Source organism: Lentzea kristufekii, from assembly GCF_033949925.1.
GTDB lineage: Bacteria > Actinomycetota > Actinomycetes > Mycobacteriales > Pseudonocardiaceae > Lentzea > Lentzea kristufekii.
On record NZ_JAXAVV010000017.1, the window covers coordinates 71,804 to 95,129 of the forward strand.

General features: G+C 66.4%; 23 protein-coding genes and 6 pseudogenes. 13 read left to right on the forward strand and 16 right to left on the reverse strand.

Features of this window, described 5'->3' with window-relative positions:
* Window positions 1-256 precede the first annotated feature (256 nt).
* From SK571_RS30530 to SK571_RS30540, 3 genes are read left to right on the forward strand one after another with little or no spacing between them, the layout of a single operon-like run.
* A complete protein-coding gene (locus SK571_RS30530; RefSeq protein ID WP_319987536.1) occupies window positions 257-1,423 on the forward strand; it encodes a sensor histidine kinase in 1,167 nt (388 codons plus the stop codon).
* The gene (locus SK571_RS30535) at window positions 1,404-2,543 is read left to right on the forward strand and encodes a hypothetical protein (protein WP_319987537.1); all 1,140 of its coding nucleotides are present in this window, start codon (window positions 1,404-1,406) and stop codon (window positions 2,541-2,543) included. The genes SK571_RS30530 and SK571_RS30535 overlap by 20 nt, the downstream gene beginning before the upstream one ends.
* Window positions 2,540-3,154: a DNA-binding response regulator gene (locus tag SK571_RS30540; RefSeq protein ID WP_319987538.1), complete on the forward strand. Its 615-nt coding sequence runs from the start codon at window positions 2,540-2,542 to the stop codon at window positions 3,152-3,154. Before SK571_RS30535 ends, SK571_RS30540 begins: the two co-directional genes overlap by 4 nt.
* Before the next feature lie 12 nt (window positions 3,155-3,166).
* On the opposite strand, the gene SK571_RS30545 is transcribed toward SK571_RS30540, so the two are convergent.
* Window positions 3,167-3,649 carry a hypothetical protein gene (locus SK571_RS30545; RefSeq protein ID WP_319987539.1) on the reverse strand — a complete coding sequence of 161 codons (483 nt, stop codon included), beginning with the start codon at window positions 3,647-3,649 and terminating at the stop codon, window positions 3,167-3,169.
* 193 nt (window positions 3,650-3,842) lie between these two features.
* Between SK571_RS30545 and SK571_RS30550 the strand changes: the two genes are divergently transcribed.
* From SK571_RS30550 to SK571_RS30560, 3 genes are all read left to right on the forward strand, one after another.
* A complete protein-coding gene (locus tag SK571_RS30550; RefSeq protein WP_319987540.1) occupies window positions 3,843-4,724 on the forward strand; it encodes a DUF4142 domain-containing protein in 882 nt (293 codons plus the stop codon).
* Window positions 4,725-4,863: 139 nt separating this feature from the next.
* Entirely contained in the window at window positions 4,864-6,273 is a 1,410-nt protein-coding gene (locus SK571_RS30555; protein WP_319987541.1) for a DUF1996 domain-containing protein, read from the forward strand.
* A gap of 164 nt (window positions 6,274-6,437) precedes the next feature.
* Window positions 6,438-6,638: a hypothetical protein gene (locus tag SK571_RS30560; protein WP_319987542.1), complete on the forward strand. Its 201-nt coding sequence runs from the start codon at window positions 6,438-6,440 to the stop codon at window positions 6,636-6,638.
* A gap of 4 nt (window positions 6,639-6,642) precedes the next feature.
* On the opposite strand, the gene SK571_RS30565 is transcribed toward SK571_RS30560, so the two are convergent.
* Window positions 6,643-8,241, reverse strand: coding sequence for a peptide chain release factor 3 (locus SK571_RS30565; RefSeq protein WP_319987543.1), 1,599 nt, complete (start codon window positions 8,239-8,241; stop codon window positions 6,643-6,645).
* A 108-nt stretch (window positions 8,242-8,349) separates the two neighbouring features.
* Window positions 8,350-9,174, reverse strand: coding sequence for a DUF3105 domain-containing protein (locus tag SK571_RS30570; RefSeq protein WP_319987544.1), 825 nt, complete (start codon window positions 9,172-9,174; stop codon window positions 8,350-8,352).
* A gap of 134 nt (window positions 9,175-9,308) precedes the next feature.
* On the opposite strand from SK571_RS30570, the gene SK571_RS30575 reads away from it, so the two are divergent.
* The 4 genes and pseudogenes from SK571_RS30575 to SK571_RS30590 form a co-directional block, all read left to right on the forward strand.
* The gene (locus SK571_RS30575) at window positions 9,309-10,244 is read left to right on the forward strand and encodes an NlpC/P60 family protein (RefSeq protein WP_319987545.1); all 936 of its coding nucleotides are present in this window, start codon (window positions 9,309-9,311) and stop codon (window positions 10,242-10,244) included.
* Window positions 10,245-10,270: 26 nt separating this feature from the next.
* Complete coding sequence (locus tag SK571_RS30580; RefSeq protein ID WP_319987546.1) at window positions 10,271-10,624, forward strand: BlaI/MecI/CopY family transcriptional regulator; 354 nt, start codon at window positions 10,271-10,273, stop codon at window positions 10,622-10,624.
* Between the two features lie 353 nt (window positions 10,625-10,977).
* Window positions 10,978-11,145 (forward strand): annotated as a pseudogene (locus tag SK571_RS46440) (M56 family metallopeptidase); the annotation flags it as partial.
* Window positions 11,146-11,398: 253 nt separating this feature from the next.
* Window positions 11,399-11,668: pseudogene (locus SK571_RS30590) on the forward strand (cytochrome c biogenesis protein ResB); the annotation flags it as partial.
* Between the two features lie 97 nt (window positions 11,669-11,765).
* On the opposite strand, the pseudogene SK571_RS30595 reads toward SK571_RS30590, so the two are convergent.
* A pseudogene (locus tag SK571_RS30595) lies at window positions 11,766-12,887 on the reverse strand (heavy metal translocating P-type ATPase); the annotation flags it as partial.
* A 13-nt stretch (window positions 12,888-12,900) separates the two neighbouring features.
* Window positions 12,901-13,289, reverse strand: a pseudogene (locus SK571_RS30600) (ArsR/SmtB family transcription factor).
* A gap of 146 nt (window positions 13,290-13,435) precedes the next feature.
* Between SK571_RS30600 and SK571_RS30605 the strand changes: the two are divergent.
* A pseudogene (locus tag SK571_RS30605) lies at window positions 13,436-13,840 on the forward strand (YkvA family protein); the annotation flags it as partial.
* A gap of 283 nt (window positions 13,841-14,123) precedes the next feature.
* On the opposite strand, the gene SK571_RS30610 reads toward SK571_RS30605, so the two are convergent.
* The 5 genes from SK571_RS30610 to SK571_RS30630 form a co-directional block, all read right to left on the reverse strand.
* Window positions 14,124-14,459, reverse strand: a complete 336-nt coding sequence (locus SK571_RS30610) for a YnfA family protein (protein ID WP_319987651.1) — start codon at window positions 14,457-14,459, stop codon at window positions 14,124-14,126.
* 228 nt (window positions 14,460-14,687) lie between these two features.
* Complete coding sequence (locus SK571_RS30615; protein ID WP_319987548.1) at window positions 14,688-15,128, reverse strand: MerR family transcriptional regulator; 441 nt, start codon at window positions 15,126-15,128, stop codon at window positions 14,688-14,690.
* Window positions 15,125-15,460, reverse strand: a complete 336-nt coding sequence (locus SK571_RS30620) for a hypothetical protein (RefSeq protein WP_319987549.1) — start codon at window positions 15,458-15,460, stop codon at window positions 15,125-15,127. Before SK571_RS30620 ends, SK571_RS30615 begins: the two co-directional genes overlap by 4 nt.
* Window positions 15,461-15,499: 39 nt before the next feature.
* A complete protein-coding gene (locus SK571_RS30625; protein ID WP_319987550.1) occupies window positions 15,500-15,709 on the reverse strand; it encodes a hypothetical protein in 210 nt (69 codons plus the stop codon).
* 150 nt (window positions 15,710-15,859) lie between these two features.
* The gene (locus tag SK571_RS30630; RefSeq protein WP_319987551.1) at window positions 15,860-16,234 is read right to left on the reverse strand and encodes a DinB family protein; all 375 of its coding nucleotides are present in this window, start codon (window positions 16,232-16,234) and stop codon (window positions 15,860-15,862) included.
* On the opposite strand from SK571_RS30630, the gene SK571_RS30635 reads away from it, so the two are divergent.
* On the forward strand, window positions 16,233-16,901 hold the full coding sequence (locus tag SK571_RS30635; RefSeq protein ID WP_454780189.1) for a cytochrome c biogenesis protein/redoxin: 669 nt from the start codon (window positions 16,233-16,235) through the stop codon (window positions 16,899-16,901). The genes SK571_RS30630 and SK571_RS30635 overlap by 2 nt on opposite strands.
* Here the strand turns inward: SK571_RS30635 and SK571_RS30640 are convergent.
* Window positions 16,862-17,263, reverse strand: a pseudogene (locus tag SK571_RS30640) (helix-turn-helix domain-containing protein); the annotation flags it as partial. The gene SK571_RS30635 and the pseudogene SK571_RS30640 overlap by 40 nt on opposite strands.
* 393 nt (window positions 17,264-17,656) lie before the next feature.
* The gene (locus SK571_RS30645) at window positions 17,657-18,010 is read right to left on the reverse strand and encodes an STAS domain-containing protein (RefSeq protein ID WP_319987554.1); all 354 of its coding nucleotides are present in this window, start codon (window positions 18,008-18,010) and stop codon (window positions 17,657-17,659) included.
* On the opposite strand from SK571_RS30645, the gene SK571_RS30650 reads away from it, so the two are divergent.
* Window positions 18,009-18,287, forward strand: coding sequence for a hypothetical protein (locus SK571_RS30650; protein WP_319987555.1), 279 nt, complete (start codon window positions 18,009-18,011; stop codon window positions 18,285-18,287). The two genes, SK571_RS30645 and SK571_RS30650, sit on opposite strands and share 2 nt — an antisense overlap.
* 87 nt (window positions 18,288-18,374) lie before the next feature.
* Here SK571_RS30650 and SK571_RS30655 read toward each other — a convergent pair whose 3' ends face one another.
* The 4 genes from SK571_RS30655 to SK571_RS30670 all read right to left on the reverse strand — a co-directional run bounded on the left by SK571_RS30655 (window position 18,375) and on the right by SK571_RS30670 (window position 23,259).
* Window positions 18,375-20,594, reverse strand: coding sequence for a helix-hairpin-helix domain-containing protein (locus SK571_RS30655; RefSeq protein ID WP_319987556.1), 2,220 nt, complete (start codon window positions 20,592-20,594; stop codon window positions 18,375-18,377).
* Window positions 20,595-21,126: 532 nt separating this feature from the next.
* Complete coding sequence (locus SK571_RS46445) at window positions 21,127-21,618, reverse strand: transposase (RefSeq protein ID WP_406602058.1); 492 nt, start codon at window positions 21,616-21,618, stop codon at window positions 21,127-21,129.
* A 147-nt stretch (window positions 21,619-21,765) separates the two neighbouring features.
* Window positions 21,766-22,938, reverse strand: coding sequence for a tyrosine-type recombinase/integrase (locus SK571_RS30665; RefSeq protein WP_319987558.1), 1,173 nt, complete (start codon window positions 22,936-22,938; stop codon window positions 21,766-21,768).
* A 114-nt stretch (window positions 22,939-23,052) separates the two neighbouring features.
* The gene (locus SK571_RS30670) at window positions 23,053-23,259 is read right to left on the reverse strand and encodes a helix-turn-helix domain-containing protein (protein WP_319987559.1); all 207 of its coding nucleotides are present in this window, start codon (window positions 23,257-23,259) and stop codon (window positions 23,053-23,055) included.
* Window positions 23,260-23,326 lie beyond the last annotated feature (67 nt).

A 23,326-nucleotide genomic window follows, 5' to 3' on the forward strand; every position in this document is an offset into this window, starting at 1 on the left:
CCGGGACCGTACCGAGCGCACACCGATTCGGCATGACACGCGAACAGGGAACAGGGAACGCGTAACACTCAACTACCGGTGGATATCCGAGTAGTCACTCAGTGACCCTACGCATGGGTAGATAACAGCGCTACCTCCTAGAGGCCGCAGAAAAATACACCGATCGGCCCATATTCGCCACCAGACCTTCCTGCGTGGACAAAACCCCAGCACAAGCCGTGTCCACTCGGACATACTTGATGGCAAGGGGGGCAACGTGGAGACGGGGACTCTGGACAGCGCGCGCGAGAAGCAGCGCGTGAGCTTGACCCAGCAGCGTTTGCGAATCGGTTTCACAAGAATCGCCGTTGCGGTCAGGCTCGTCACCACTGCGGGAACGGTCGTTGTGGCGAGCGCCGCTCACGGCGTGTCCGGAGCCCAGCTCGGTCTGGTCGTCTCGGCGATGGTCCTCTGGTCGGTGATCTCCGCCGTCGCGGTACTGGACAACGCGAACTCTCTCGCCGCGGCGGCCGACGTCGCGATCGTGGGCATGATCTGCGCGATCGACGACTGGCTCCTCCCGTCCCCCTCGGACCACGTGGACTGGACGATCCTGCTCGCGATCGGATCGTTGCTCGCCGGCCAGATGCTCTTCTCCGCCTCCGGCGGCCTGATCGTGTGCGCAGTGCTGGCGTCCGCCCAGCACGTCGGTGGCGCGTCGGCGTACATCGTGGCGATGCTGGTGGCGCAGGGAACGGTCACAGCGGTACTGATCCACCTCCTGAACAACGCCGTCCGCCAGGTCGACGAGGCGGTCACTCACGCCGCGTCGGCCTACGTGCACGCCGTCATAGCCGCGGCCGTGCGTGCCGACGAGGACGACTACCAGCGCAGGCTCCACGACACCGGCCTCGCGACCTTGACTATGGTGGCGTCCGGCGCCGTTCAGGACGGCAGCACGATGCTGCGCCAGCGCGCTGCGGCGGACCTCAGCACGCTGCAGAGCGCGGGTGACCGCACGGCACCCACAAAGGACCTCTCCGACAGCAGCCTCGACCTCGCCCTGCAGACTCTCGAATCGACCTGGGTTCCCGGCCTTCCCCAGCTGCGCATCGACTTCGACCTCGTCCCCGTTCGCCTGCCGAAACACGTCGTCATGGCGTTCACCGAGGCGACGGCCGAAGCCCTCACCAACGTGGCTCGACATTCAGGGAGCCAAATCGCCTCGGTGAGCGTCAGAGAGTGCGGTGACGGAATCGAGGTGACAGTGCGCGACGACGGCCGGGGCTTCGACACCCGGCAGGTTCCGCACCACCGTCGTGGGCTGCGGGGGTCGATCGTCGACCGCATGAGTGCGGTAGGAGGCACCGCCGACGTCCAGAGCGGGCGCTGCAAGGGCACGAGCGTGACGATGCGGTGGTGGCGTGTTCGCGGCGACAGCTGACCGGGCCGGAAAGAGCAACAACCGCACCATGACCGCCGTTGTCGTCGTGATGGCTGCCGCGTGGAACGTGTGGCACGCACTGGCCGCGGACAAGCCGGCCCCGTTCGTTCACCCGGCGGCGATGGTCTCGATCGCGCTCACCGCGCTCACCGTCGTCATCGCGGTGATCATGGCGCGACTGCAGGTCGGCACCTATGCGATTCGCGTACTTGCCTTGTGCGCCACCGGCATCAGCATCGCCACCGTCGCCGCCTACATCCCGGGCAACGCCGTCGAGGAGATCGGCTGCTGGATGTCGGGGACGATCGGGTGGATCGGTGTTCTGCTCATCCTGCACTGGCAGCTGAACATCGTCGGCGGGGTCCTGATCGGACTTCCCTCGCTCAGCTTCGCCACCCTGGTGTTGATGCAGCAGCCGGAACATCCGGTGGTGCTGAGGCTTTTCAGCGGACTGTTCATCACCGTGGGCGTGCAGATCTGCGCGGTGCTGGTCGACAGAGTGATCATTCACTCGGTGCGCACCGCCATCTCCGCCACCCACTCAGGTGTGTTGATCGCCGCGAAGGACAACGCCGCGCGAGCCGTCCAGACCGGGCGCCTGCGCCGCTTCGCCGAGATGGACCGAGAGTTCACCAGACTGCTCACCGACTTCGCGCACGGCGGAATCGAACCGTCTGATCCCGCGGTACGAAGACGTTGTGAACTCGCGGTGGGCAGGATGCGCAGACTCCTCGCCGAGAGCGACACGGTCGAAACCCCGCTGCTGCACGAACTCCAAGCCAGCGCCGACGCAGCCGAGCGACGCGGAGTGGTCGTCGAACTCATCGTGATCGGCGACGTACCCCAGATCGCAACGACAGAAAGACGTGCGATCACCGAGGCAGCACTGGTGACGCTTGTCGCCACGCAAACTCACGCCAGGATCACCGTGCTCGCGGAGAGCGACGCCGTGACCGTCAGCGTCTTCGCCGACGGCAGCGGCACACCGCTCGAGCAGTTTCGCGAGCCACCAACCGAAGAAGTCTCGATCGACGTTCAGGAGGAGGAAGGACGCCTGTGGCTGGAAGCGCATTGGACAGCCCCATCCGGGTCGCGATCATCGATGACCATCCCGTCGTGATCGAGGGGGTCGCGAGCTGGCTCACCGGAGACTCACGAATCGAGGTCGTCCACACCGGCGACAACGTCGACAAGCTGGCCGCCGACGACCAACTGCAACCCGACGTCGTGTTGCTGGACCTCAGCCTGCACGGACGGATGGACCTCGACAACGTCGCCAAGCTGGCTGACACGGGCCAGCGCGTCGTCGTCTACTCGCAGTTCACCGGCCATGGCTTGATCCTGCGCACGCTGGAGTCCGGCGCGCGCGAGTTCGTCGCGAAACACGAAGGACGCGAGCATCTCGTCAAGGCGGTGGTCGCCGTCGCAGCCGACCAGCCGTACGTCGGCCCGGTGATGGCGGGAGCGTTGATCAGCGACGGCGGCGCCGACCGGCCGAAGCTGTCCGAACAGGAACGCATCGCACTGCTGCTCTGGTTCCAGTCGTCGTCGAAGGCCTCCGTGGCACGGAAAATGCAGGTCTCGCCGCACACCGTCGACATGTACATCCGCCGGGCACGCCAGAAGTACGAGAAGGCAGGCCGCTCCGCGTATTCCAAGTCGGAGCTACTCGCCCGCGCGATCGAGGACAACCTGGTGGCGCCGGAGGAACTCAACGGCGACACGCCCTGATCCACAGGCCTTTCAGCGCCGGGCTTTCTCTCCGTTCGGAGCAACGGCGAACCACACGCCACCGAGGCCGTCACCGGTCGCGTCGCCGGCCTTCTCGTCATGGGCGTAGCGGTACAGCGGGTGTTCGTTCAGCGTCACCTGTCTGGTGCCGTTGGATCGCTCGACCACGCCGAGGAGTGCGGCGTCGATGCCGGTGGTCGTCTTCATCTCGGCCGTCAGCAAAGGTATCCACTTCAGCGTGCAGTCAGGCTCGACGCAGTTCGACTTCGGTGGATTCGTTGTGTCCTCGTCGTACCGGTACAAGGTGTACTGCTCGTGGTCCGCGAGGACCTCGCCGAGGTTCGGAGACCGCAGAACCTGCAGTTCCATCTTGTCGTCGGGTGACGTCTCGCTGTCGGTAGCGAACCCAGCGGGCCGGGGTGAGATCTCGGGATTCGTCGCGCAGGCGCCCACCAGAAGAACCAGTGCCAGCGTGACCGCGCGTTTCCTCGACACCGGCGTCCTCCCGTGGCAGACGGTCTTTTCCTTCCCTGCGAATGGCGCGGCGACGTGGTTCAAACCCGAACCGAGAGCTAGGTTGCGCGGAGTTGGATAACGGTTTGATAACGTCGAGGTCTCGAACTGAGGCGCGTCCCCATTCCTGGCCGTATCCCCGTTCGTGCGACTCCCCATGGACTTGGCAACGCCGATGCGACTCATCGTCGCGCTGGCGGGCTGCGTGCTGGCCGTGCTGGTCAACACCGGGAGCGCGATCGGCCAGCCCGCCAACCCCTCGACCCCCATCTCGACCCCGCCGCCCGGTAGTGGCGGGACGGGCGACGAGGTCGTGCAGACCCAGTGGGGTCCGCTCGGGCCCGCGGACCGGGACTTCATGAACCGGGTCAAGCAGGCCGGGTTGTGGGAGAAGCCCGCCGGCGAGAAGGGCAGGGCCAAGCGGGCAGACCAGCCGAAGATCCAGGAGGCCAGCAAGCACCTCATCGAGGGGCACACCCTGCTGGACAACGTTGTGAACCGGGCGGGCGTGCTGCTCGGAGTCACGTTGCCGCAGGAGGCCACCGACGAGCAGAAGGGCTGGCTCGCCGAGATGGACGCGGCCAACGGTGACGAGTTCGACTCCGTCTTCGCCAACCGGCTCCGCGTGGCTCACGGCAAGGTCTACGCCTATGCCGCGCAGATCCGGGCGGGCACCAAGAACGAGCTCATCCGCATCCTCTCCACGCAGGCCATGATCACCGTCTTCGAGCACATCAAGGCAATGGAGGACACCGGACGCGTCGACTTCGGCGCGATCGAGTCACCGCAACCGCTCGCTCCTCCCACGAACAGCATCGGGGCACCGGATGCCAGTGGAGATCAGCAGGGAGCGGACGCCTCGGCCAACCCGACCGACGGCGTGATCCCGACTGTGCCGGAGGGCACCAGGTTCACCCGTACCGCCGAACAAGGCGTATTCGGTGAGAACAACGGCGTCTTCTTCGGCGCGATAGCGGTGCTCGCGCTCGCACTGGTCGGAATGCGAATGATATCCAGGTCCAAGAAGAATACGAGACGTAAATCTCGGTCGCACTAACCGCACACCGAAGTTCAACCCGAATGACACGGCTAACCGCCGTCAGCTTCGCCATGCCGTTTTATCGGAATACACGAGGTGGCAAATGGCTTTTCACCGGAGGAAATCCACGATCTGGCTGACCGCCGCAGCAGCGGCGATGGCCTTGGTCGCTGGCGGTGCCGCGGTGGTGGCTGTAGGTTCGGCCGACGGCACGGCGCTTGCCGACGGCGCTCTGGACGAAGGCTTGTTCGTCGACATCACCAAGGTGAAGCCGAACGTCAAGAAACCAAAACCGGAGAACGACGCCACCACAGGCACGTTCACCGTCGACTGCGGCCGGAACGAGAACGGGCACTTCAACCCGGACAACTTCATCGCGCAGCCTGGCGTTCGCAATGGTGCGCAGCACCTGCACGACTACGTCGGCAACCTCTCGACCAACGCGGACTCCAACAACAAGTCGCTGCAGAAGGCCGGCACGACCTGCAAGAACGGTGACAAGTCCGCCTACTTCTGGCCCGTCATCCGCATCAACAAGGCCGAGGACGACGAGGAGAAAGCACCGCCGAAGAAGGACGACAAGGCGCAGCAGGACAAAGACAAGGCAGACAAGGCCGCGCCTACCGTCGAATGCCCGGACGTCGCCTCCGCGTTGCCCGAGGACGTCCCCGACAAGGCGCAGGCCGAGATCAGCCGCGAGCTCGAGAACATCGAGAAGCAGATCGACGAGGCCGACAAGCGCATTGCCTCGTCACAGGGCCAGGGCGGCCCGAACTTCGTGCAGAACGCCATTCTCGGCCCGCTGAAGGACAAGCGAGTCGCGGCGCTGGACCGCATGGAGATCGCCTTCCGCAGGCTGAACCAGCAGGCGCCCGAGCTGAAGCAGCTCGCGCCCTGCAAGCTGAAGGACCAGAACAACAAGGGCCTCGAGAACGGCAGCGAGAACAGCGACAACGCCCAGGCCGAAGGCACCGAGAACAAGAAGAACCAGAACAACGTCGAGGAGAACGCGAACAACGAGCTGCCGGGCAACGAGGGTGAGATTCAGCGCCCGGAAGTCGTCGATCTCCAGTTCCGCGGTTCGCCGACCGGCAAGGTCGTTGCGATGCCGAAGTTCCTCCGCGTTCTCTACGGTGACGCCAAGGCCGGCCAGAACGGCCCGAAGAACGCCAAGGCATCGTGGACCTGCAGCGGCTTCGAGGACAAGGTGCTGATCGACAAGTACCCGATCTGCCCGCAGGGCTCGAAGGTCAAGCGCGTCCACGACTTCCCGAGTTGCTGGGACGGCAAGAACATCGACTCCGCGAACCACCGCGACCACATCGTCTTCCCGGACCAGAACGGCAAGTGCAAGAAGGGCTTCAAGGCCGTTCCGCAGCTGCGCATCTCCCTGACCTACAACATCCCCAGGAACGTCCAGCAGGCGCGCCTGTACTCGGTCGACTCGTTCCCGGAAGAGGAACACAACCCGCTCACCGACCACGACGACTTCGCCAACGTGATGTCGCAGAAGATCATGAACCGCCTCGTCAACTGCGTCAACACTGGCAAGAAGTGCCGCGAGTGACGTTGTTCGGGTAAGTGGAATCCCCGATGCCGCCTCCTGCGGCACCGGGGATTTTCGTTGCGGTAGGTGAGGATGTCACCGGGCTCGGTTGGAACCGACTTCGATCCGGAGCGCGTACACGACGGTGTTGACCGTGCTGGACAACCTGCACCGCAAAGTGCTGGGTGAATCGCGAACTCGAGGGCAAGGCCTACCGGTACGAGCCTGCGGTGAGCCGCGCCGAGGCGGCAGCCAGGGCACTGCGCCACGTGATCGCGTCCTCCGGAGATCCGGAGGCGGTGCTGCTGCGGTTCGCCCAGTCGACCACCGACCGCGAGTCCGTCCTGCTCCGGGAAGCACTCGCCAACAGAGAGCTCAGGGCATGAGTGGTCAGCCGATGCCGCCGACGAGGTGGTCGAGCTTCAGATCTGGCCACAAGCGTTGCAGCACAGCGAGTTCGACCTGCCCTGCGAACACGGCGAGCTCCATGCCGTCGTCCCGCACCAGCACCTCGCTACGTCGACCGGTGTCGACGAGTGAGCGCTGACTTGGATCACTCAGCCGCCGCACGACCGTGTACGGCAGGTGTTCCAGCGTCATGGGCGCGCCGAACTCCCACTCCATCCGGTGCAGGGCAACGTCGAACTGCATCGGTCCAACCGCGGCGAGCACCGGAGCGGTTCCCTGACCACGACGCTGGGATCGCATGACCTGCACAACTCCTTCGGTCCGCAACTGCGCAATGGCACGGCTGAACTGCTTGCCGCGGCCGATGTCCGTGGGCCGCGCCACGGCGAAGTGAGCCGGGGCGAAGCTCGGCAGCCGGGGGAAGCGCACCGGCGGACCGGAACCGAACAGCGTGTCGCCCACTCTTAGTGCCGTCGCGTTCACCAGTCCGATGACGTCACCGGGATACGCGACGTCCAGCGTCGTCCGTTGCCGGCCGAATGCCTGTTGCGCGTATTTCGTTGCGAACGGCCTACTGGTGGTGCCGTTCGTGACGACCATGCCCCGCTCGAACTCACCGGAGCACACCCTCGCGAACGCGATCTGGTCGCGGTGCGCCGGGTTCATGCCCGTCTGCACCTTGAACACGAAGGCAGAAAAAGGAGCGTCGAGGTACCTCGGGCGCCTGGTGGCATCCATCCTCGGCCGTGGAGCCGGCGCGAAGTCGACCAGGAAGTCGAGGAGAGGCCGGACACCGTGGTTGAGCAGAGCAGCACCGAACAGCACGGGTGATGCTTCGGCGGCGAGAAACCGCTCGTGGTCGAACCCGCCGCCGGAAGCGGCGAGCAGGTCGGCCTCCTCGCAGGCTCGCCACCACGCGACGCCCTGCTGGGCCGCGGCCTCGGCCGACTCCAGACGTTTCTCCGGCGCCGCGATGGCCCCGCCGGCGATGCGTTGGTAGCGCACCATCGTCCGGTCGCGGCAGTCCAAGACCCCGTGGAACTCCCCCGCCTGCCCGATCGGCCAGGTGAGCGGCATCGGCTGCAACCCGGCGCGGGCCGCCAGTTCGTCGCACAGGTCCAGCGCATCACGGCCAGGCCGGTCCCATTTGTTCACGAACGTGATGACTGGGAGGCCGTGCGATCTGCAGACGTCGAAAAGCTTCAACGTCTGCGCCTCGAGCCCCTTCGCCGCATCGAGCAACATCACCACGCTGTCCACGGCGGACACGACTCGATACGTGTCCTCGGAGAAGTCAGCGTGTCCTGGTGTGTCCACCAGATTGATCAAGGTGCCGCGGTACGAGAACCGAAGCACCGCGGAGGTGATCGAGATCCCCCGCGCCTGCTCCATTCGCATCCAGTCGGACACGACAGCGCGGCGGCCTGCCTTGCCGTGCACGGCCCCCGCCTCGGTGATCGCCTTGGCGTGCAGGGCGATCGCTTCGGTCAACGTCGACTTGCCGGCGTCCGGGTGACTGATCACCGCGAAGGCACGCCGTCGCGCGGCCTCGTATGGCACATCGGTCACACGCGAGTTCATGGTCCCCTTCCATCCGGTCAGCTGATCCGCCATTCGAACAAAGCGTCGACCGGCTCGACAGGTCCATGTGGCCGCACTGTTGCGCCAGCCGACCAGGCCGCCTAGCATTCATGCGTAGATTGCAATATATGCATAGGATGAGGTCATGATGTCGTCCACGATCGCGGGCGCCACCGCCCTCGGCCTGTACGTCGCGTACGTCGCATGGGCCTTTGGAGTGCGGACGGCTGTGCAGTACCGCCGAACTGGCTCGAACGGGGCCGGGTTCGAGAGGAACTGCGTATTCTCGCAGGACGCGCCGACTTCGGGGTAGGTGTTCGGGTTGCGCAGCAGCGAGGAGATGAACTGGTCGAGGCGCTCGTCATCGGCGCTGTCGAGCTTGAGCTGGTGGCTCCAGGTCTGCAGCGAGATCGGCTTGTCGAGACCGGGGTAGGGCGACAGCATCGTGTACGGGACGCCCTCGGCCTTGCCCTTGAGCTTGTCGAACGCCGGGCCGGTGACTTGGTCGGGGTTGTAGGCGATCCACAGTCCTCCGTGTTCCATCGAGTGGACCATGTTCTCGCTGCGCACGGGCTTGTCGTAGACGACGCCGGTGCAGTCGGCCCACTGGGAGTCGTGTGCGCCTCCGATGGGCGGGTTGTGTTCGTAGGCGACGCGTTCGGCCGGCTGCACGTGCTTGGCGGCGGGGAACTCCTTCTTCACGACGCCCGTGATCTTGTCGGACGGATCCTTGTTCGTGTCCGACGGCTTCCACTGAGCTAACGCGGCCTCGCGATCGTTGTCCGCGGAGATCCTGACGAACGCGTAGCCGAACACGCCGCCGGCCAGTCCGAGCACCGCGACGATGGCGATGATCGTGCCCCATGGTGTCGCCTTGGTGCTGACGATCGGCTTCTTGGCACGCCGCTGCTTCGTTTTGCGGCCACTCGTCATCCCCAGCTCCCACCGGTCGGCAACTACTATTGAGACTAGTACTAAGCTCGCGCCGGAAACTATGCCACCTAGTAGATGGAGGCAAGGTGCCGGCACAGCGGCGACTCCTGCCGATTGCTCTGACCAGCGCACTTGTGACGGTTGCGGTCGTACCCGCGTCCGCACAGCCCGCTCAGGACCCGTTAGCGCGCTACAACGAGTTGGGTGCGCAGGCGGCGAAGACCAACGAGGACCTGCTCAAGGCGCGTGAGGACCTCACCGCCAAGCGCGCTGACCTGGCCAAGGCCGACGAAGCGGAGAAGTGCGCCAGGACCGAGGAGGACAAGTTCCGCGGTCAGGTGGACGCGCTGACCACGGCCTCGTTCGAGGGCGCACGGCTGACCAAGCTGTCTGCGATGCTGGTCGCCGACTCGCAGCAGGACTTCCTCGAGCGGATGTCCGCGATGGACCTCATCGCCGCTGACAACGCCGAGGCGCTCACTCGACTGGCCACCGCGGTCACCACGGCTGAGACCGCGCGTCAGCAGGCGAAGGAGGCCACTCAGGCGGCCGAGAAGCTGGTCGGCGAGGTCGAAGGGAAACAGAAGGAACTCGACGGCAAGATCAAGGAAGTGAAGGCGGCGCTCGGCGCGCTGACTCCAGCGGTGCGCAACGGGCTCAGTCAGGTCAAGGACAACGGCAGCTACCTCGGCCCGCCCGGCGCGGCCAACACCGCGCTGCAGGCGGCGCTGTCCAAGCGCGGGTCGCTCTACCTGTGGGGCGGCACCGGGCCGGACAGGTTCGACTGCTCCGGCCTGATGTTGTGGGCGTACAAGCAGGCCGGCATCACGTTGCCGAGGGTCGCCGCCGCCCAGTTCAACGCGGGCAGGGCGGTTCCGCTCGACGCGTTGGTGGCGGGTGATCTTCTCTTCTACGACGACGGCACCGGCAATCCCGCGACCATCCACCACGTCGCCATGTACGTGGGCGACGGCAAGATGGTCGACTCGCCGACCGACGGCCAGGTCGTCGACATCCGGTCGAGCCGTGGCGACGGGCACCTCATGGGAGCGCGTCGGATCGCCGGGTGACCGTATCCTTCCCGCACGGAGGTGCCATGCAAGGGCTGGGTGAGCTCGAGTCGGCGGTCATGGACGTGCTGTGGCGCGGTGACGGCGACCGGACGGTCCGTGACGTGCTCGACGAGCTGTCACAGGAGCGGGAACTGGCGTACACGACGGTCATGACGGTGCTGGACAACCTGCACCGCAAGGGCTGGGTCGAACGCGTCAAGGTCAGCCGGGCGTTCCACTACCGGGCCGTGATGACCCGTGCGGAGGCGGAGGCCAGAGCTTTGCGCGCGGTTCTGGAGTCGACCGACGATCCCGAGAGCGTGCTGCTGCACTTCGCGCAGTCGGCGACCGAGGAAGAGGCCAGCGTGCTGCGCAAGGCTCTGCGGAAGCGTCGATGACTGTCGCCGTCGCGCTCCTGCTGGGCGCGTTGACCGTCGCGTGGGCGGGTCCGCGGATGCTGGACAGGCTGCTGGCCATGCGCGCGCCCGCCGGGGTCCTGCTGACCGGCTGGCTGATGATGGTCGCGGGCTGCCTGACCACGGTGACGGCGGCGGTGGTGATCGCGGTGCTGCCCGGTCACGGCCCGGCGCCCCTACTGGTCGGCCTCGTGCACCAGTGCTGGCAGACGTTGCAGCACGGAGGTTCTCCCCGGATCGAGGAGATCGCTGGACTGCTGTTCGCCGCGATCCTGCTCGGTGTCGCGCTGAAGCTCATGACCTCGCTGGTGCGGCACCATCGCTCCCAGGGACGTATGCAGCGCAAGCAACGGGACGCGCTGAACTTCGTGGCACAACGTCAGCCCGGTGCGATTCCGACGTGGTGGATCCCTCACGATCGGCCGCTCGCCTACAGCCTGGCCGGGCGCCCAGGATTGATCGTGGCGACGGACGGCCTCAACCAGCACCTGAGCGAGGCCTCGGTCGCCGCGGTGATCGAGCACGAACGAGCGCATCTTCTCGGCCGCCACCACCTGCTGGTGGGGCTGGCCAAGGCGCTTGCCTCCGCGGTGCCGTTCACGCCGCTGACCCGCCGGTCGCCCGAGTTGGTCGCGGCGCTGGTCGAACTGGCCGCCGATGCCACCGCGGCTCGCGCGCACGGAGCCGAAGCTGTGCGGTCCGCGCTGCTGACCATGACCGGTGGTGGCACGCCTCCGACTGCTCTCGCGATGGCCGGTGTCGATCCAGATCTCCCACGATCCCACGCAAGGGTGGGTGCTGGTGTTCTCCGCGCTGATCACCCTCGGCCTGGGAATGTCGTTGACCATCAAGCGACGCCGCGTGTGGGTGCGGGTGACACCGAACGGAGACGGGCGCGCTCTGGTGGAGCTCGGCGGCCTCGCGCGGACCGACCAGGCCGGGTACGGCGAGGAGTTCACCGCGGTGTCCCGCGAACTGCTCCTATCCGAACCAGTCGGCACAACCCCTGCGGCGCAGAAGTCCTAGCGTCGCAACCGCCGACCCTCACCAGTCACAGGGGCGTGCTGAAGCCGGAGATGGGCCCGCGCAACCAGATGACCGCCTCGCCCCACAGGCCGGTCACCAGCAGGACTCCGACGGCGAGCAACTGCTCACGAGTGCTCTCGCCGGCGGGCAGAACGTCGACCACGCGCGGCGCGTTGCGGGTCAGCGTGCCGGTCTTGTCCAGCGCGACGGTGCCGATGCGGCCGAGCTCCTCGAGTGCGGCACCACCCTTGACCAGCGCACCCTGCCTGCTCGCCGCCCCCACGGCAGCGACCACGGTCAGCGGAATGGAGATCGCCAGCGCACACGGCGAAGCGGCCACCAGCACGACCAGCGCACGTTCCAGCCACACCATCGGGTCGCCCAGCAACGCACCGAGCCCGGCGATGAGCGCGGCCAGGATCATGATCGCCGGAACGAGCGGCCGGGCAATGCGGTCGGCCAGCCGTTGGCCAACCCCCTTGCGGTCCTGGGCCTCTTCGACGATGTGCACGATGCGCGCCAGCGAGGAATCCGAAGCCCGCGCGGTGACTTCGACCTCAATCGCGCCACCGCCGTTGATCGCGCCGGCATGCACCGCGTCGCCAGGTCCGGCCTCGACCGGCACCGACTCGCCGGTGATCGCGGACAGGTCGAGGTTGGTGTGTCCGGTGCGGATGATCCCGTCGGTCGCGGCGCGTTCGCCGGGCCGCAGCACCATCCGGTCGCCGACCACGAGCTCGTCCGGTGCGACCTGCAGCTAAGCCCCGTCCCGCAGCACCGAGGCGGTCGGCGGGACCAGCCCCAGCAGTGCCCGCAAGCCTCGGCGGGTGCGGGCGATCGCGTAGTGCTCCAAGCCTTCGGCGATCGAGACCAGCACACCGAGCATGGCAGCCTCGGTGATCTGCCCCAACGCCACCGCGCCGATCGCGGCAATGGTCATCAAGGTGGCCACGCCGATCCGGCGGCGCAGCAGGCTGCGTAACGCACCCGGCACGAACGAGGCCGCACCGACTACCGCCGAAGCCAGCGTCAGCCCGTTGCCCACGAGCTCAGCGCCCGTGGAACCAACCCACCAGCCGACCGCCAGCAGCACGGCCGCGACAACGGCCAGTTGCAGCTCACGAACCTGCCACCAACTCCCCGGCCCCTGGTCGCCGTGGTCGTCGGCCTGCTGATCTTCTTGCGTCGTGGTCGTCTTCGGGCGTGGTTCCTGCAGCACTCGTCAGCCACTACTACCCCTCCAGCATTCTGCTGTCCGCCAACACAGGCGCGGACTCGTCCAAGACCGCGGCGACCAACGCCCGCCCACGACCGGTCAGCGCGTACATCACCAGCCGGCCGTCCCGCCGCGACGACACCAACCCGCCGATCTTGAGTTGGCGCAGGTGGTGCGAGGTCAGGTTCTGCGCCGCGCCGACGACCCACGAGGCGTCGCACACGCACAGCTCCCCGCCGGTCAGCAACGCCGCCGCGATCCGCAACCGGGTCGGATCACCCAACGCCCGCGCCGCCGCTGCTGCCACCTCGATCGCGGCAGCTCGGGCAGACCCGTCCGGATCTCCTCGGCATGCGGCAGGTCCAGGCACAACAGGTCACAGGTGTCCCTGCGCTCGTCAGTCACAGAGACATCCTAATACTCGTTGATACGTTGGAGCAGACTTCGATGAGCGTCATCTCAACACTCATTGATGTGTTGGTCCCATGTGACACTCTCAGCCCCGTGCGCATCGAAGTACCCCAGCCGACGGCGAACCTCGTGGTGACGTCGTGACCGGCTCCGCCGTCGCGGACGTGGCGATCGCCATCGCCGCAGGCCTGCTGCTCACCTGGCTGGCGCTGGTGATCGTCCTGCTCATCGCCAGACCCCGAGGCGGCCTGCTGCGCGAGGCACTCCGAGTACTTCCCGACGTGCTGCGGCTGGTACGCCGCCTGGCCGCGGACAAGACGCTGCCCCGCGGTGTCCGCGTCCGGCTCTGGCTGCTGCTGTTCTACCTCGCCGTACCGATCGACCTGATCCCCGACTTCATCCCCGCCATCGGATACGCCGACGACGCGATCATCGTCATCGCCGTGCTGCGCGGCGTCGTGCGCCGTGCCGGACTCGACGCGGTCCGCGTGCACTGGCCGGGCACTGACGACGGTTTCGCCGCCCTGACATGGCTAACAGGACTCGCCAGCCGGTCCGAGCCGCGCGTCGAACTGTTGCTCGCGCCGGACTGCCCGAACGCGGCGGCAGCCAAGGCCGTGGTGGCTGAGGCGCTGTGCGAACTCGATCTCACCGTCCCCGTGATGGAAAGGATCGGCGATTTCCCGTCGCCCACGGTCCTGGTCGACGGGATCGACGTGATGAACGACCACAAGGGCGCACCGGACATGCGCGCGTGCCGGCTGGACGTACCAACAGCCCAGAAGGTGATCGACGCTGTGCGTCGCAGCCACGCTCGATGAGCCGACGTCAGCCCCTGGGCGCGTACATGATCACGGCAACGCCGATCAGGCAGATGCCCGCACCCATGTAGTCCCATCGATCCGGCCGGAACCCGTCCAGCACCATGCCCCAGGCCAGTGATCCGGCGACGAACACTCCGCCGTACGCGGCGAGGATCCGTCCGAAATTCGGGTCGGGCTGGAACGTCGCGACGAAGCCGTACGCCCCGAGCGCCAGCACACCACCGGCGATCCACAACAGACCCCGGTCTTCCCGCAGTCCTTGCCACACCAGCCAGGCGCCGCCGATCTCCGCCACCGCGGCGAGCACGAACAGCACGACCGAACGCAGAACCGTCATGATCCGGAAGTCTGGCATCCACATGCGTCGCCGGCGCAGCTGTGCCGTCGCTGACGCCGTACCAGCAACCACGCGCCAACGCCCACCACGGCACCGATCCCAAGACCAATAAGCACGTCCCGGAAGCCGACCGCAGAGAAGAAGCCCGCCACCCCGGCGACTCCCAACACCGGCATGAGACAACACAGCAGGCACGCGGCTCCGACAAGCCACGCGAACCGACGGACCTTGTCAGCAGCAGGAGCCGGCATCGGCAGCCTTCCCCTCGGCGAGGCCGGCGAACGGCAGCGGGCAGGACGGGATGTGCGAGCACGCGATGAGGTCGTCGCATCCTGCCGCTACCGCGGTCTTCAACGTGTCCCGGATGATCTCCAGATCCGCGATCTTGGTCTCGACTTCGGCCAGCTTGGCGGTGGCGCGCGCCTGCAGTCCAGGTTTGCCGTGCCGGTGACTGCCGAGGTCCAGCAGATCGGCCACCTCGCCGAGGGTGAAGCCGAGTCGCTGGGCGGCCTTGATGACCCGGATGACGGTCACCGTCTCCGCCGGGTACATCCGGTGCCCGCCCAGCGTCCGGTCCGGTTCTCTGAGGAGGCCGACCCGCTCGTAGTACCGCAGCGTCTGCCGGTTCACGCCTGCGGCATCGGCGACCTCCCCCGCCCGCAGCCCGCTCATGTCGACATCCCTTCCGCCCGTGCTGCAAGCGCCTCGAGCACATCGGCGTGCTTCGCTGGAACCTTGATCTCCAGGCGGAGGCTGTCGCCGGTCGCGACCAAGCTGAAAGTGAAGAACGAACAGCAGCCTGTCTCCCGCACCACGAGGTCGGCCACCCGCGCGGCCACCTCCAACTGCGGCTGGAGGTCCAGAGACACAGAAGTGGAGTCGACGCGCCGAACGTTCTGCACCGCCTCGGCGAACAACGCGTCGAACTCGGCGACGCGCAAGGGCCGCTCCCCGGTGGGCAACGTACAGGCTTGCGGGGCCCAAAGTTCAGCTTCTGCGCTCATGCCTCGACGGTAAGCCCGTACCCAGGTATCAGATGCAAGTCACTGACAGCCGCATCCAGCAGCGGATTTGGCTTCGATCACTGTCACGCCCGGCTCGACTGCCTGCTCGGTCGGCGTGCAACACGCACTGACGCCACAGCACGACGCTTCACCTTGTGCTACAACCGGGATGTCCATCGAATCGGCCGGCTTGGTCGCGCGCACGATCGCTCCGTGCATCCCGTCCGCTGCCTCGAAGGTCGGCGTCACCTCAATGTCCACGAAATCGGTGGCCTGCAGGCCCTCCCCGTACTCGGCGAAGGTGAGAACTCCGGCGAACGCAGTCTCTCGTCGGCGACCCTGCGAGGCGTCGGCCGCGACGCACCCACGCGATGCACCGCATGCTCAAGCGCACGGAGGTCAGCTGAGCGAGAGCTGGTCCCGGTGGAAGTCGAAGTGCTGCACCGGGAAGCGGTACAGGTCCGCCACGGTCATGAACTCGCGGAAGAACGGATCCCAGCGAGTCGGGTAGGGCATGCCCTTCGCGAGGCTGTTCTCGTTCTCCCGGTCGAGGCGCCGATGCAGCGCCGCGATGGTGCGGTCGCACAGGACGACCATCGCCCGGCGAGGCATGACGCTGCCGCCAAGCCATGAGCCGGCGAAGTTGACGACGTCGAACGGCTTCGTGCCCGCGTTGAGCAGTCTCGCCCAGGCAGAACCGGCCCACCGCGGCAGACGCGCCATGATCCGGGCCAATGCCAGCAACGCGCGCATGATCAGCAAGCCGAGCAGCATGTGGAACAGCCTGGCTCTCGGCGCGGTCTACGTTCCCTGCGCGGGCCCGGTTCTGGCCGCCATCACCGTCGCCGGGTCAACCGGCCGGATCGGCACCGAGACCGTCGTCCTCACGCTCACGTTCGCCGTCGGCGCGGCCATCCCGCTGCTGATCTTCGCGCCCGCCGGCCGCCGGGCCGCCGAGCGTGTGCAGTCCTTCCGCAAGCGTCAGCGCGGCATCCGCATCACCGCCGGTGTGGTGATGATCGCCCTCGCGTTCGGCCTGGTCTTCAACCTGCCGCAGCTGCTGCAGCGCGTGATCCCGGACTACACGAGCTCGTTGCAGGACAAGGTGAACAACTCCGAGCAGGTCAAGCGGGCGCTCAACCTCGGCGGTCTGGTCAACGACCAGAACAAGGACCTCGACAAGCGCTCCGACGGCGCCGCCGAGCTGGAGAGCTGCGGCACCGCGCCGGACATCACCGGCATCCAGCAGTGGATCAACTCCCAGCCGCTGGAGCTGAAAGCGTTGCAGGGCAAGGTCGTCATGCTCGACTTCTGGGCCTACTCCTGCATCAACTGCCAGCGCTCCATCCCGCACGTCACCGCGTGGGACAAGGCCTACCGCGACGCCGGCTTTCAGGTCATCGGCGTCCACTCCCCTGAGTACGCCTCGCGCAGTTCGTGATCTCTGGCCAGCTTGCCCAGGGTCGGTCTTGCCCGGCGTTGCTGGGCAAGCTGCTGAGCCCGGTGGGGGTGATACCTGCCGGTCAGCGGGTCGCGGTTGCGGTGGATCTCCCGGCTGACAGTCGAAGGGCTGCGGCTCAGTTCCGCAGCAATGGCGCGGATGCCGAGCCCTGCGGCGCGGCGATCCGCGATCGTGATCCGCTCGTCCTCGGACAGGAAACGCTCGGAGATCTGGGCGGTCGGCGTGATTGGTGCGTAGGTGCGTTTCGTGCCGTTGTGACCGACGACGGTGCGGCCGAACCGCCATCGGATACCGGTTCCGCGCGAGACGCCGACGGTCCGGCACGCCTCCGAGTTGTTCATGCCCTGCGCCATCAGACGAAGGTAGTGATCACGCTGCTCGGTCAGCGGACCCGACGACCCGGGAGGGCCAGGTGGAACCACAACGACTCCCTAAAGGGCAGGTGTTGCGACCACCTTTAGAACTCACCCTACCAGAGGTGTTGCCAGCCGAGCTCGGTGTCCGTGCGGTCGGAGGCCGACCCGCCAGCGATCAGAGGTAGAGCCTGATGGGCGCGGCACGGGCGACAGTGTTTCAGCCGCCCGTGCCGCGCGACCAGACAGCGCGGAGGCTGGCTGCTTAACGCACCGCGTCAAGACTGGCCAGACCACATGCGCGGCCTCCACCAAGTCTGGCGAACCAGCCTCGGCATCCAGTCTGTACCCGGCGCGGCGATGTCTACACCGGCAACATCATCAGAGCTGCTGGCCCGGCTTGCGTTCCTCCTGGATCGACTTCACGGCCTCGTCCACCGACTGAGCCACCGGTAGCACCTGGGTCAGGGCGCTGGCCATCAGGGGACGCGCGGCTGCCACGGCCGTGGCCACGATGGCGAACCCCACTTCCGCGCGCTGTGCCCGCCCGTGCAGCTCCAGCAGCATCGACAACGCGGACGAGCCCATGAATTCCACGGCCAGCTCCACCACCAAGCCGTCCGGCTGCTTGGCCAGGTGATCGAACAGGGCTGTCCCGACTCCGTCCACGCTGATCATGTCGAGTTCGCCGCTGATGACAGCGACAAGCACGCCGTCATGGTCGCTGGTCTGCATGCTGGCCACCGCCGCCGTCTCGCCTGAAGTCACTGAACACCTCACTCAAAATTCCCCGGCCGTTGTCCTGGCACAGATGCTACGAACCGCGCCGCCAGGCGGCATGATCACCGCGATTCCTCGACGTTTCGGCGCGCGCACGTTCTCTCCCTACAGCAAGGCGGGTGAGATTGTGACCAGTCCCGTTGCGCTTCTCGCCACCGCCGAAGACGTGCAGGCACGGACCGAGCAGCAGTTCACGCCAGCCCAGGCGCCCATGTCCCGGCCGCGCAACTAGAGGTCCAGCGCCGATGCTCCGGCCGAGCATCGATGTCCGACCGGAGCACGGGCGTACGTCGCGCACTACCGCGTTGAGCAACAAGTGTTACGAACAGGCCGCCGGGTGTTCGGCCACGTCCGGCCACGCCTGGATGCGGTCGAGTGGCACGTTGTAGATGACCGGGTGCCTGTGTGCCAGGCAGAGATAGGTTCCGCCATCCGCGATGGGGGAAATCTTGCCTTCACCGTTGATGAACCACGATCCACGGCCTAACCAGTCCGGCATCTTCACGATGACGTTGTCAGGAACGTTGCCTCCGTGCCGCACACCGACGTGGTTCCAGGCCGGACCTGACGGATCACACGTCAAGTTTCGATCGACGACCGGCGCGGTGCCTCCACCGGGAAGGACGAGCACCATCTGTCCATCGCTGTTCTGCGACCACTGGATGTCGTCGAACACGAACCGACTCTGCACGAGGCAGTTGAAATCGCCGTTGGTCGCGATGTGGACCGCCCGGTACGAGGCGCTTCCTGCGGAGATCGGCTCGACGACATAGGCACGACCATCGTCGTCCCGGGCGACGAAGCTGCCATCGCCGGACGGACCGCCGAACTGCCCACCAACGGGTGGCGCGGGCGGAGGTGCCAGCGTTCGCATCTTGACGGTGCGGTTCTGGCTCTCCCAAATGCTTCCCGCCGAGACGAAGAGATCGACGACGATGAACGCGCGGCCGAAGAACTTGCCGATCAGTTTTGCACTGCTGGCCAGTCTGGCCTTGAGACCATCCCCTGTCGCGTACCGTGCCGCCGCCAACTCGACCAGTTCCGCGATGGGACCGGACAAACACTCGAACAGTGACCCCACCGTGTCCGGACCGGTGATCAGCCCGACCGTGCCCACACAGCTGATGTAAGCCTGATGGGCCTTCAGAACCTCGTCGACGGGGAGCAGGTCGAGCGCTTCGTCGGCAAGGGAGATGAACTGCTGCGCCCCGATCCACACCGCGGAATGACCAGGTGCCGCCGCAGTGCTCAGGGTGGTGTCACCGCTACCGACGTTCTTGCGGATCGTGAGAGTCGTCTTCGGCGGCAGGTGTCCTCCCTCGATCATGGTCCCGGCCAACCAACCGCTCAGAACACCCATGTCGTCGCGGGTGATCTTGCGCTCGAAGGTGCCCTCGCTCGGTACGGCCGGGAACACCACACCGGAGAAGAGACCGCTGTCGTTCGCGAAGGTCCACACACCGGACTCGGCGTCCATGTCGGCGGTACAGCCCAGGCCGCCGGTTGTGAAGCCGATGGTGCGGGCACGCACGTTGCGGACATCGCAGTTGGTCGCCGACCGCGCCTGACGTGCTGCGGTCGCCGTCGCCCATTGCACGGACAACGCCTGAGCGGTGGTGTCCCTGCGGGCGGTGTCGGAGCACGCGAACAGGCCCGTCCGCCGGACCGGATCGTCGCAACCGCTGGAGACATAGGTCGTGAAAGTGCTCAGCGAGGACGCGGCCGCGGTGACCACGCGCCCGTACGGGGTCGCCGACTCGATCGCGCCCTGGTCGAACGACGCGGACATCTCACCGTCACCGCGATCGTGGGCGACGATCACGTCCTCGGCATCGTCGGAGTGCGGCGGAGCGGGGACTCGAACCGCGACCTCGGGCCTCCACTGACCGTGGATGTGGAAATCGGCACTCGGCAGCACGCCGAGTTCGCCTGGCAGTGCCTTCACCGTCGCCCAGGCACCGGTTTCCCCGGCGATCTTCCCCGGCGGCACGTACAGGACGTACCTCGGGTCGCTTCCCACAGTCACCGCACCGTGCGCGCCTGTTGCCCAACGCCAGCTTGTGCCAGCGAATCGGAACGGCGCGGGGGTGACGCAGACCGCGCGCGTGTCCACGAGCCTTTTCACGGCCGGTAGCGACAGTCCCGGCACTCGCGGTGGCACGACCTGCTCCAAGTTCTGTGGAAGTGGCCGCGCGGAAACCAGTCGCTCGACGGCCGGCCGCCCCAGACCCGTGCGGGCCTCGATCCGTTCGACTGTCGCTGATTGCAGGTCCACGGCGTCGCTGCCAGCAACGCAGGCCAGCGGCGCCCGAGGCGGTAGTTCGGTCGGTGTCGCGCAGACGGCTTCTGCCAGCAACGCCGACTTGGACGGGCCAATGCCGGGGACAGAGATCAGGTCGGCGGACCGGTGCCAGGGGCGCCCGCTCACGACGGACGCCGCTACGGGATCTGCCAGGCGTAGCGTCCGAGCGATCTCGTTGACGGCGGCGGTGTTGATGTCGATCTGCCCAGCCGCGCAATCACGCTCCAGCGGCCGCATGGACGCAACCGGATCGGTGATCCCTTGGTCTGGGCTGCGCAGGTCGATGAGCGACGCTGCGCTCGGACTTGAGGCAGAGCCTGGCTCCGAGTGCGCAGCCGACGGGACCAGCACACTGCCGCCAGCCATCACCACAACAACAAGAGCCAATCGCGATAACGATCTAACCGGTCGATCTTCACGACTCATCGCCACTCCATCCAAATGGATCGGAACCGTCGACGCGAGAGCACATCTACGACACTGCAACAGATTTGCAGCGAACGCTCTAGCATCTTCATCGGACGTCACCGGCCAATAGCATCAGATTGCCTAGGCACGATTTAGCCAGTGATCCAGAAAACACCAGGCGTGTCTAGCCAGGTGATCGAAACGCGCTCGCTAATAGTTACCGCAACCCAATTCATTCACCCAGACGGCGCAACACCAAGCCCGAGGCCATGGCCTACCAACATCCTGTACAGGCATGTCAGGACCCCGGCAACCAGACCAATGACCACTCCAATGTCCAATCCACGAAGGCAGTAATTGATCAGTTCAGAATGAGTTTGCGCAGACAGACAATTGAGCAATCCGGACTCAGGAGGGCTGATGGACGTCGGCTCGCCGCTCGGCGCGGACACGGAGTTGGCGGAAACCTTCCCACCAGGCGAAGGTGCGCTCGACCGGCCAGCGGACCATGCCCACACCGGAGCCGACGTTCGACGTCGCGGCAAGCGATGACGGGTGTGATGCCGCAGGCGCGGACCTGGCGCCGGTACTTGTCGCGGTCGTAGCCATCGTCGGCATAGCGCCACTGGGGCCGATTGCATGGCTTGCCGACCACGCCGTGGATCGGCTGGATGACGTCGATCAGCAGGATCAACTGGGTGACGTCGTTGCGGTGACCGCCGGTAAGAGTCACGCCAGGGGGATGCCGGTGGCGTCGATGGTCAGGTGGTGGTCGGAGAGTCAGACAACCGTGCAGGACGTCAACTTCGTCGCCGCGTTCAGCGACTCGGCAAGCCCGCCCATCCGGAACCACCGGATCTGATGCAAGTCCGCGATGTCACGCGTCGAGGCCCGTTTGGAAAACCTGCCGACACCATACGTCGCACAAATGGAGTGAATCGCCGGGTGTCACTCGCACGAGCCAATGACACCGAAGGGAATTGCCCGCCAGCGGCGCTGATTACGGGCGTCGCCAGCGGGTGTGTGGTTCCGGTGTGGCTGAGTCCGCGACGGCTTTGTCCCAGCGGTCTTGTAGTCCGGTGATGAGTCGGTGTTCGACTTCGGCGGCGATGTGGGAGTAGACCTTCTGCATTTTGTCTTCGAGGGTGTGTCCTAGGCGTGCGGCTTGGGCGATCTCGGGGACGCCGTCGGCGATCATCCATGTTTTGTGGCTGTGTCGGAAGCCGTGGAAGGTCAGTCCGGGTTGGACCGGTTCGATGCGCGCGGGCGGTGCTGTGCGCTTGAGGTTGCCGTCGGCGGCGGGGCGCATGGCTCGGCGGGAGAAGTTGGAGCGGCGCAGGTACTCCCCTTCGGCGGTGACGAAGACGTGATTGTGGTCGTGGTTGTCGAGGTGTCGGCGCAGCAGGGGGATCAGGAAGGGCGGGAGGGTGATGGTGCGGGCGGATTCGGCGGTCTTGGGTGGGCCGAGTTCGAAGTGGCCGTTGATCTCGTGAAGCGCGCCGATGTCGGGGTCGATGACGATGCACGCGTCGTCGAGGTGGGTGTTGTGGCGTTGCAGGCCGGTCAGTTCGCCCCATCGTGCGCCGGTCCAGGCGGCGGTGATCATGAGGGTGCCCGCCCATGGTCCGACGAGTGCGGCGGCGTTGTCGGCGACGCACAAGGCTTGCTGTTGGGTGGCCCAGATGCGCTCACGAGGTTTCGCGCGGTGACGCTTGCCCCGACGGCGAGGGCGGATCGGGTTGGCGGCGATGAGTTTGTCGTCGGCGGCGTCGGCCAGCATCATCGACAGCACTTTGACGATCGTGGTGATGGTGGCTGGCGCGCAGCGGGCGGAGAGTTGCTTGCGCCAGGCGGCCACGGCCAGGCCGGTGATGTCGGTCAGGGAGGTCTCGCCCCAGCGGGGCAGGATGTGGTTGGTCGCCAGACTGCGGTACTGGGTCTCGGTGTTGCGGGACAGGTCGAGGGCGTCGAGCCAGTCGTCGGCCCATTCCGCCACGGTGATCCGACCTGCCGCCGGGTCGATCCAGCTGCCGCGGCGTTGATCGGTTTCGAGGGTGTCGGCGTAGTTGTCGGCCGATGACTTGTTGGGGAACCCAGGGACCGATCCCAGTGTGCCGTCGTCTTTGAAGTAGCGGACCCGCCACATCTTGCCGTGTTTTTCGGACCAGGCCATGGTGTCCCCCGGTTGTGACGATGTTCAAGCTGTCGGCGGCTAGTTGGTGTGACATGCCCATGGACGCTCTGTTGGCTGCGAAGGGCAATAGGTGTCGGCGAAGTTCTTTTGGTGTCAGCCGGTTCGGCGTGGGCGGTTGTGGCGTGTCTGGGGTGTGTGGTTGCCGGAGTCGGCGATGTCGCGCAGGTTGGCGGCCGAGAAGCGCAGGTGCTTGCCCAGGAAGGTGCACGGGATGGTGCGTTGTCCGGCTTTACGCCGTAGCCAGGACTCGCGCACCATCAGGAGTTCGGCGGCCTGGGCCGGTGTGTAGAGCCGAGTCACCGACTCCGGCGGTATGGGTGGCTCTTGGTGGTGGCCGGATGGCGTAGGTGTTGAGCGGCGGGCGGTC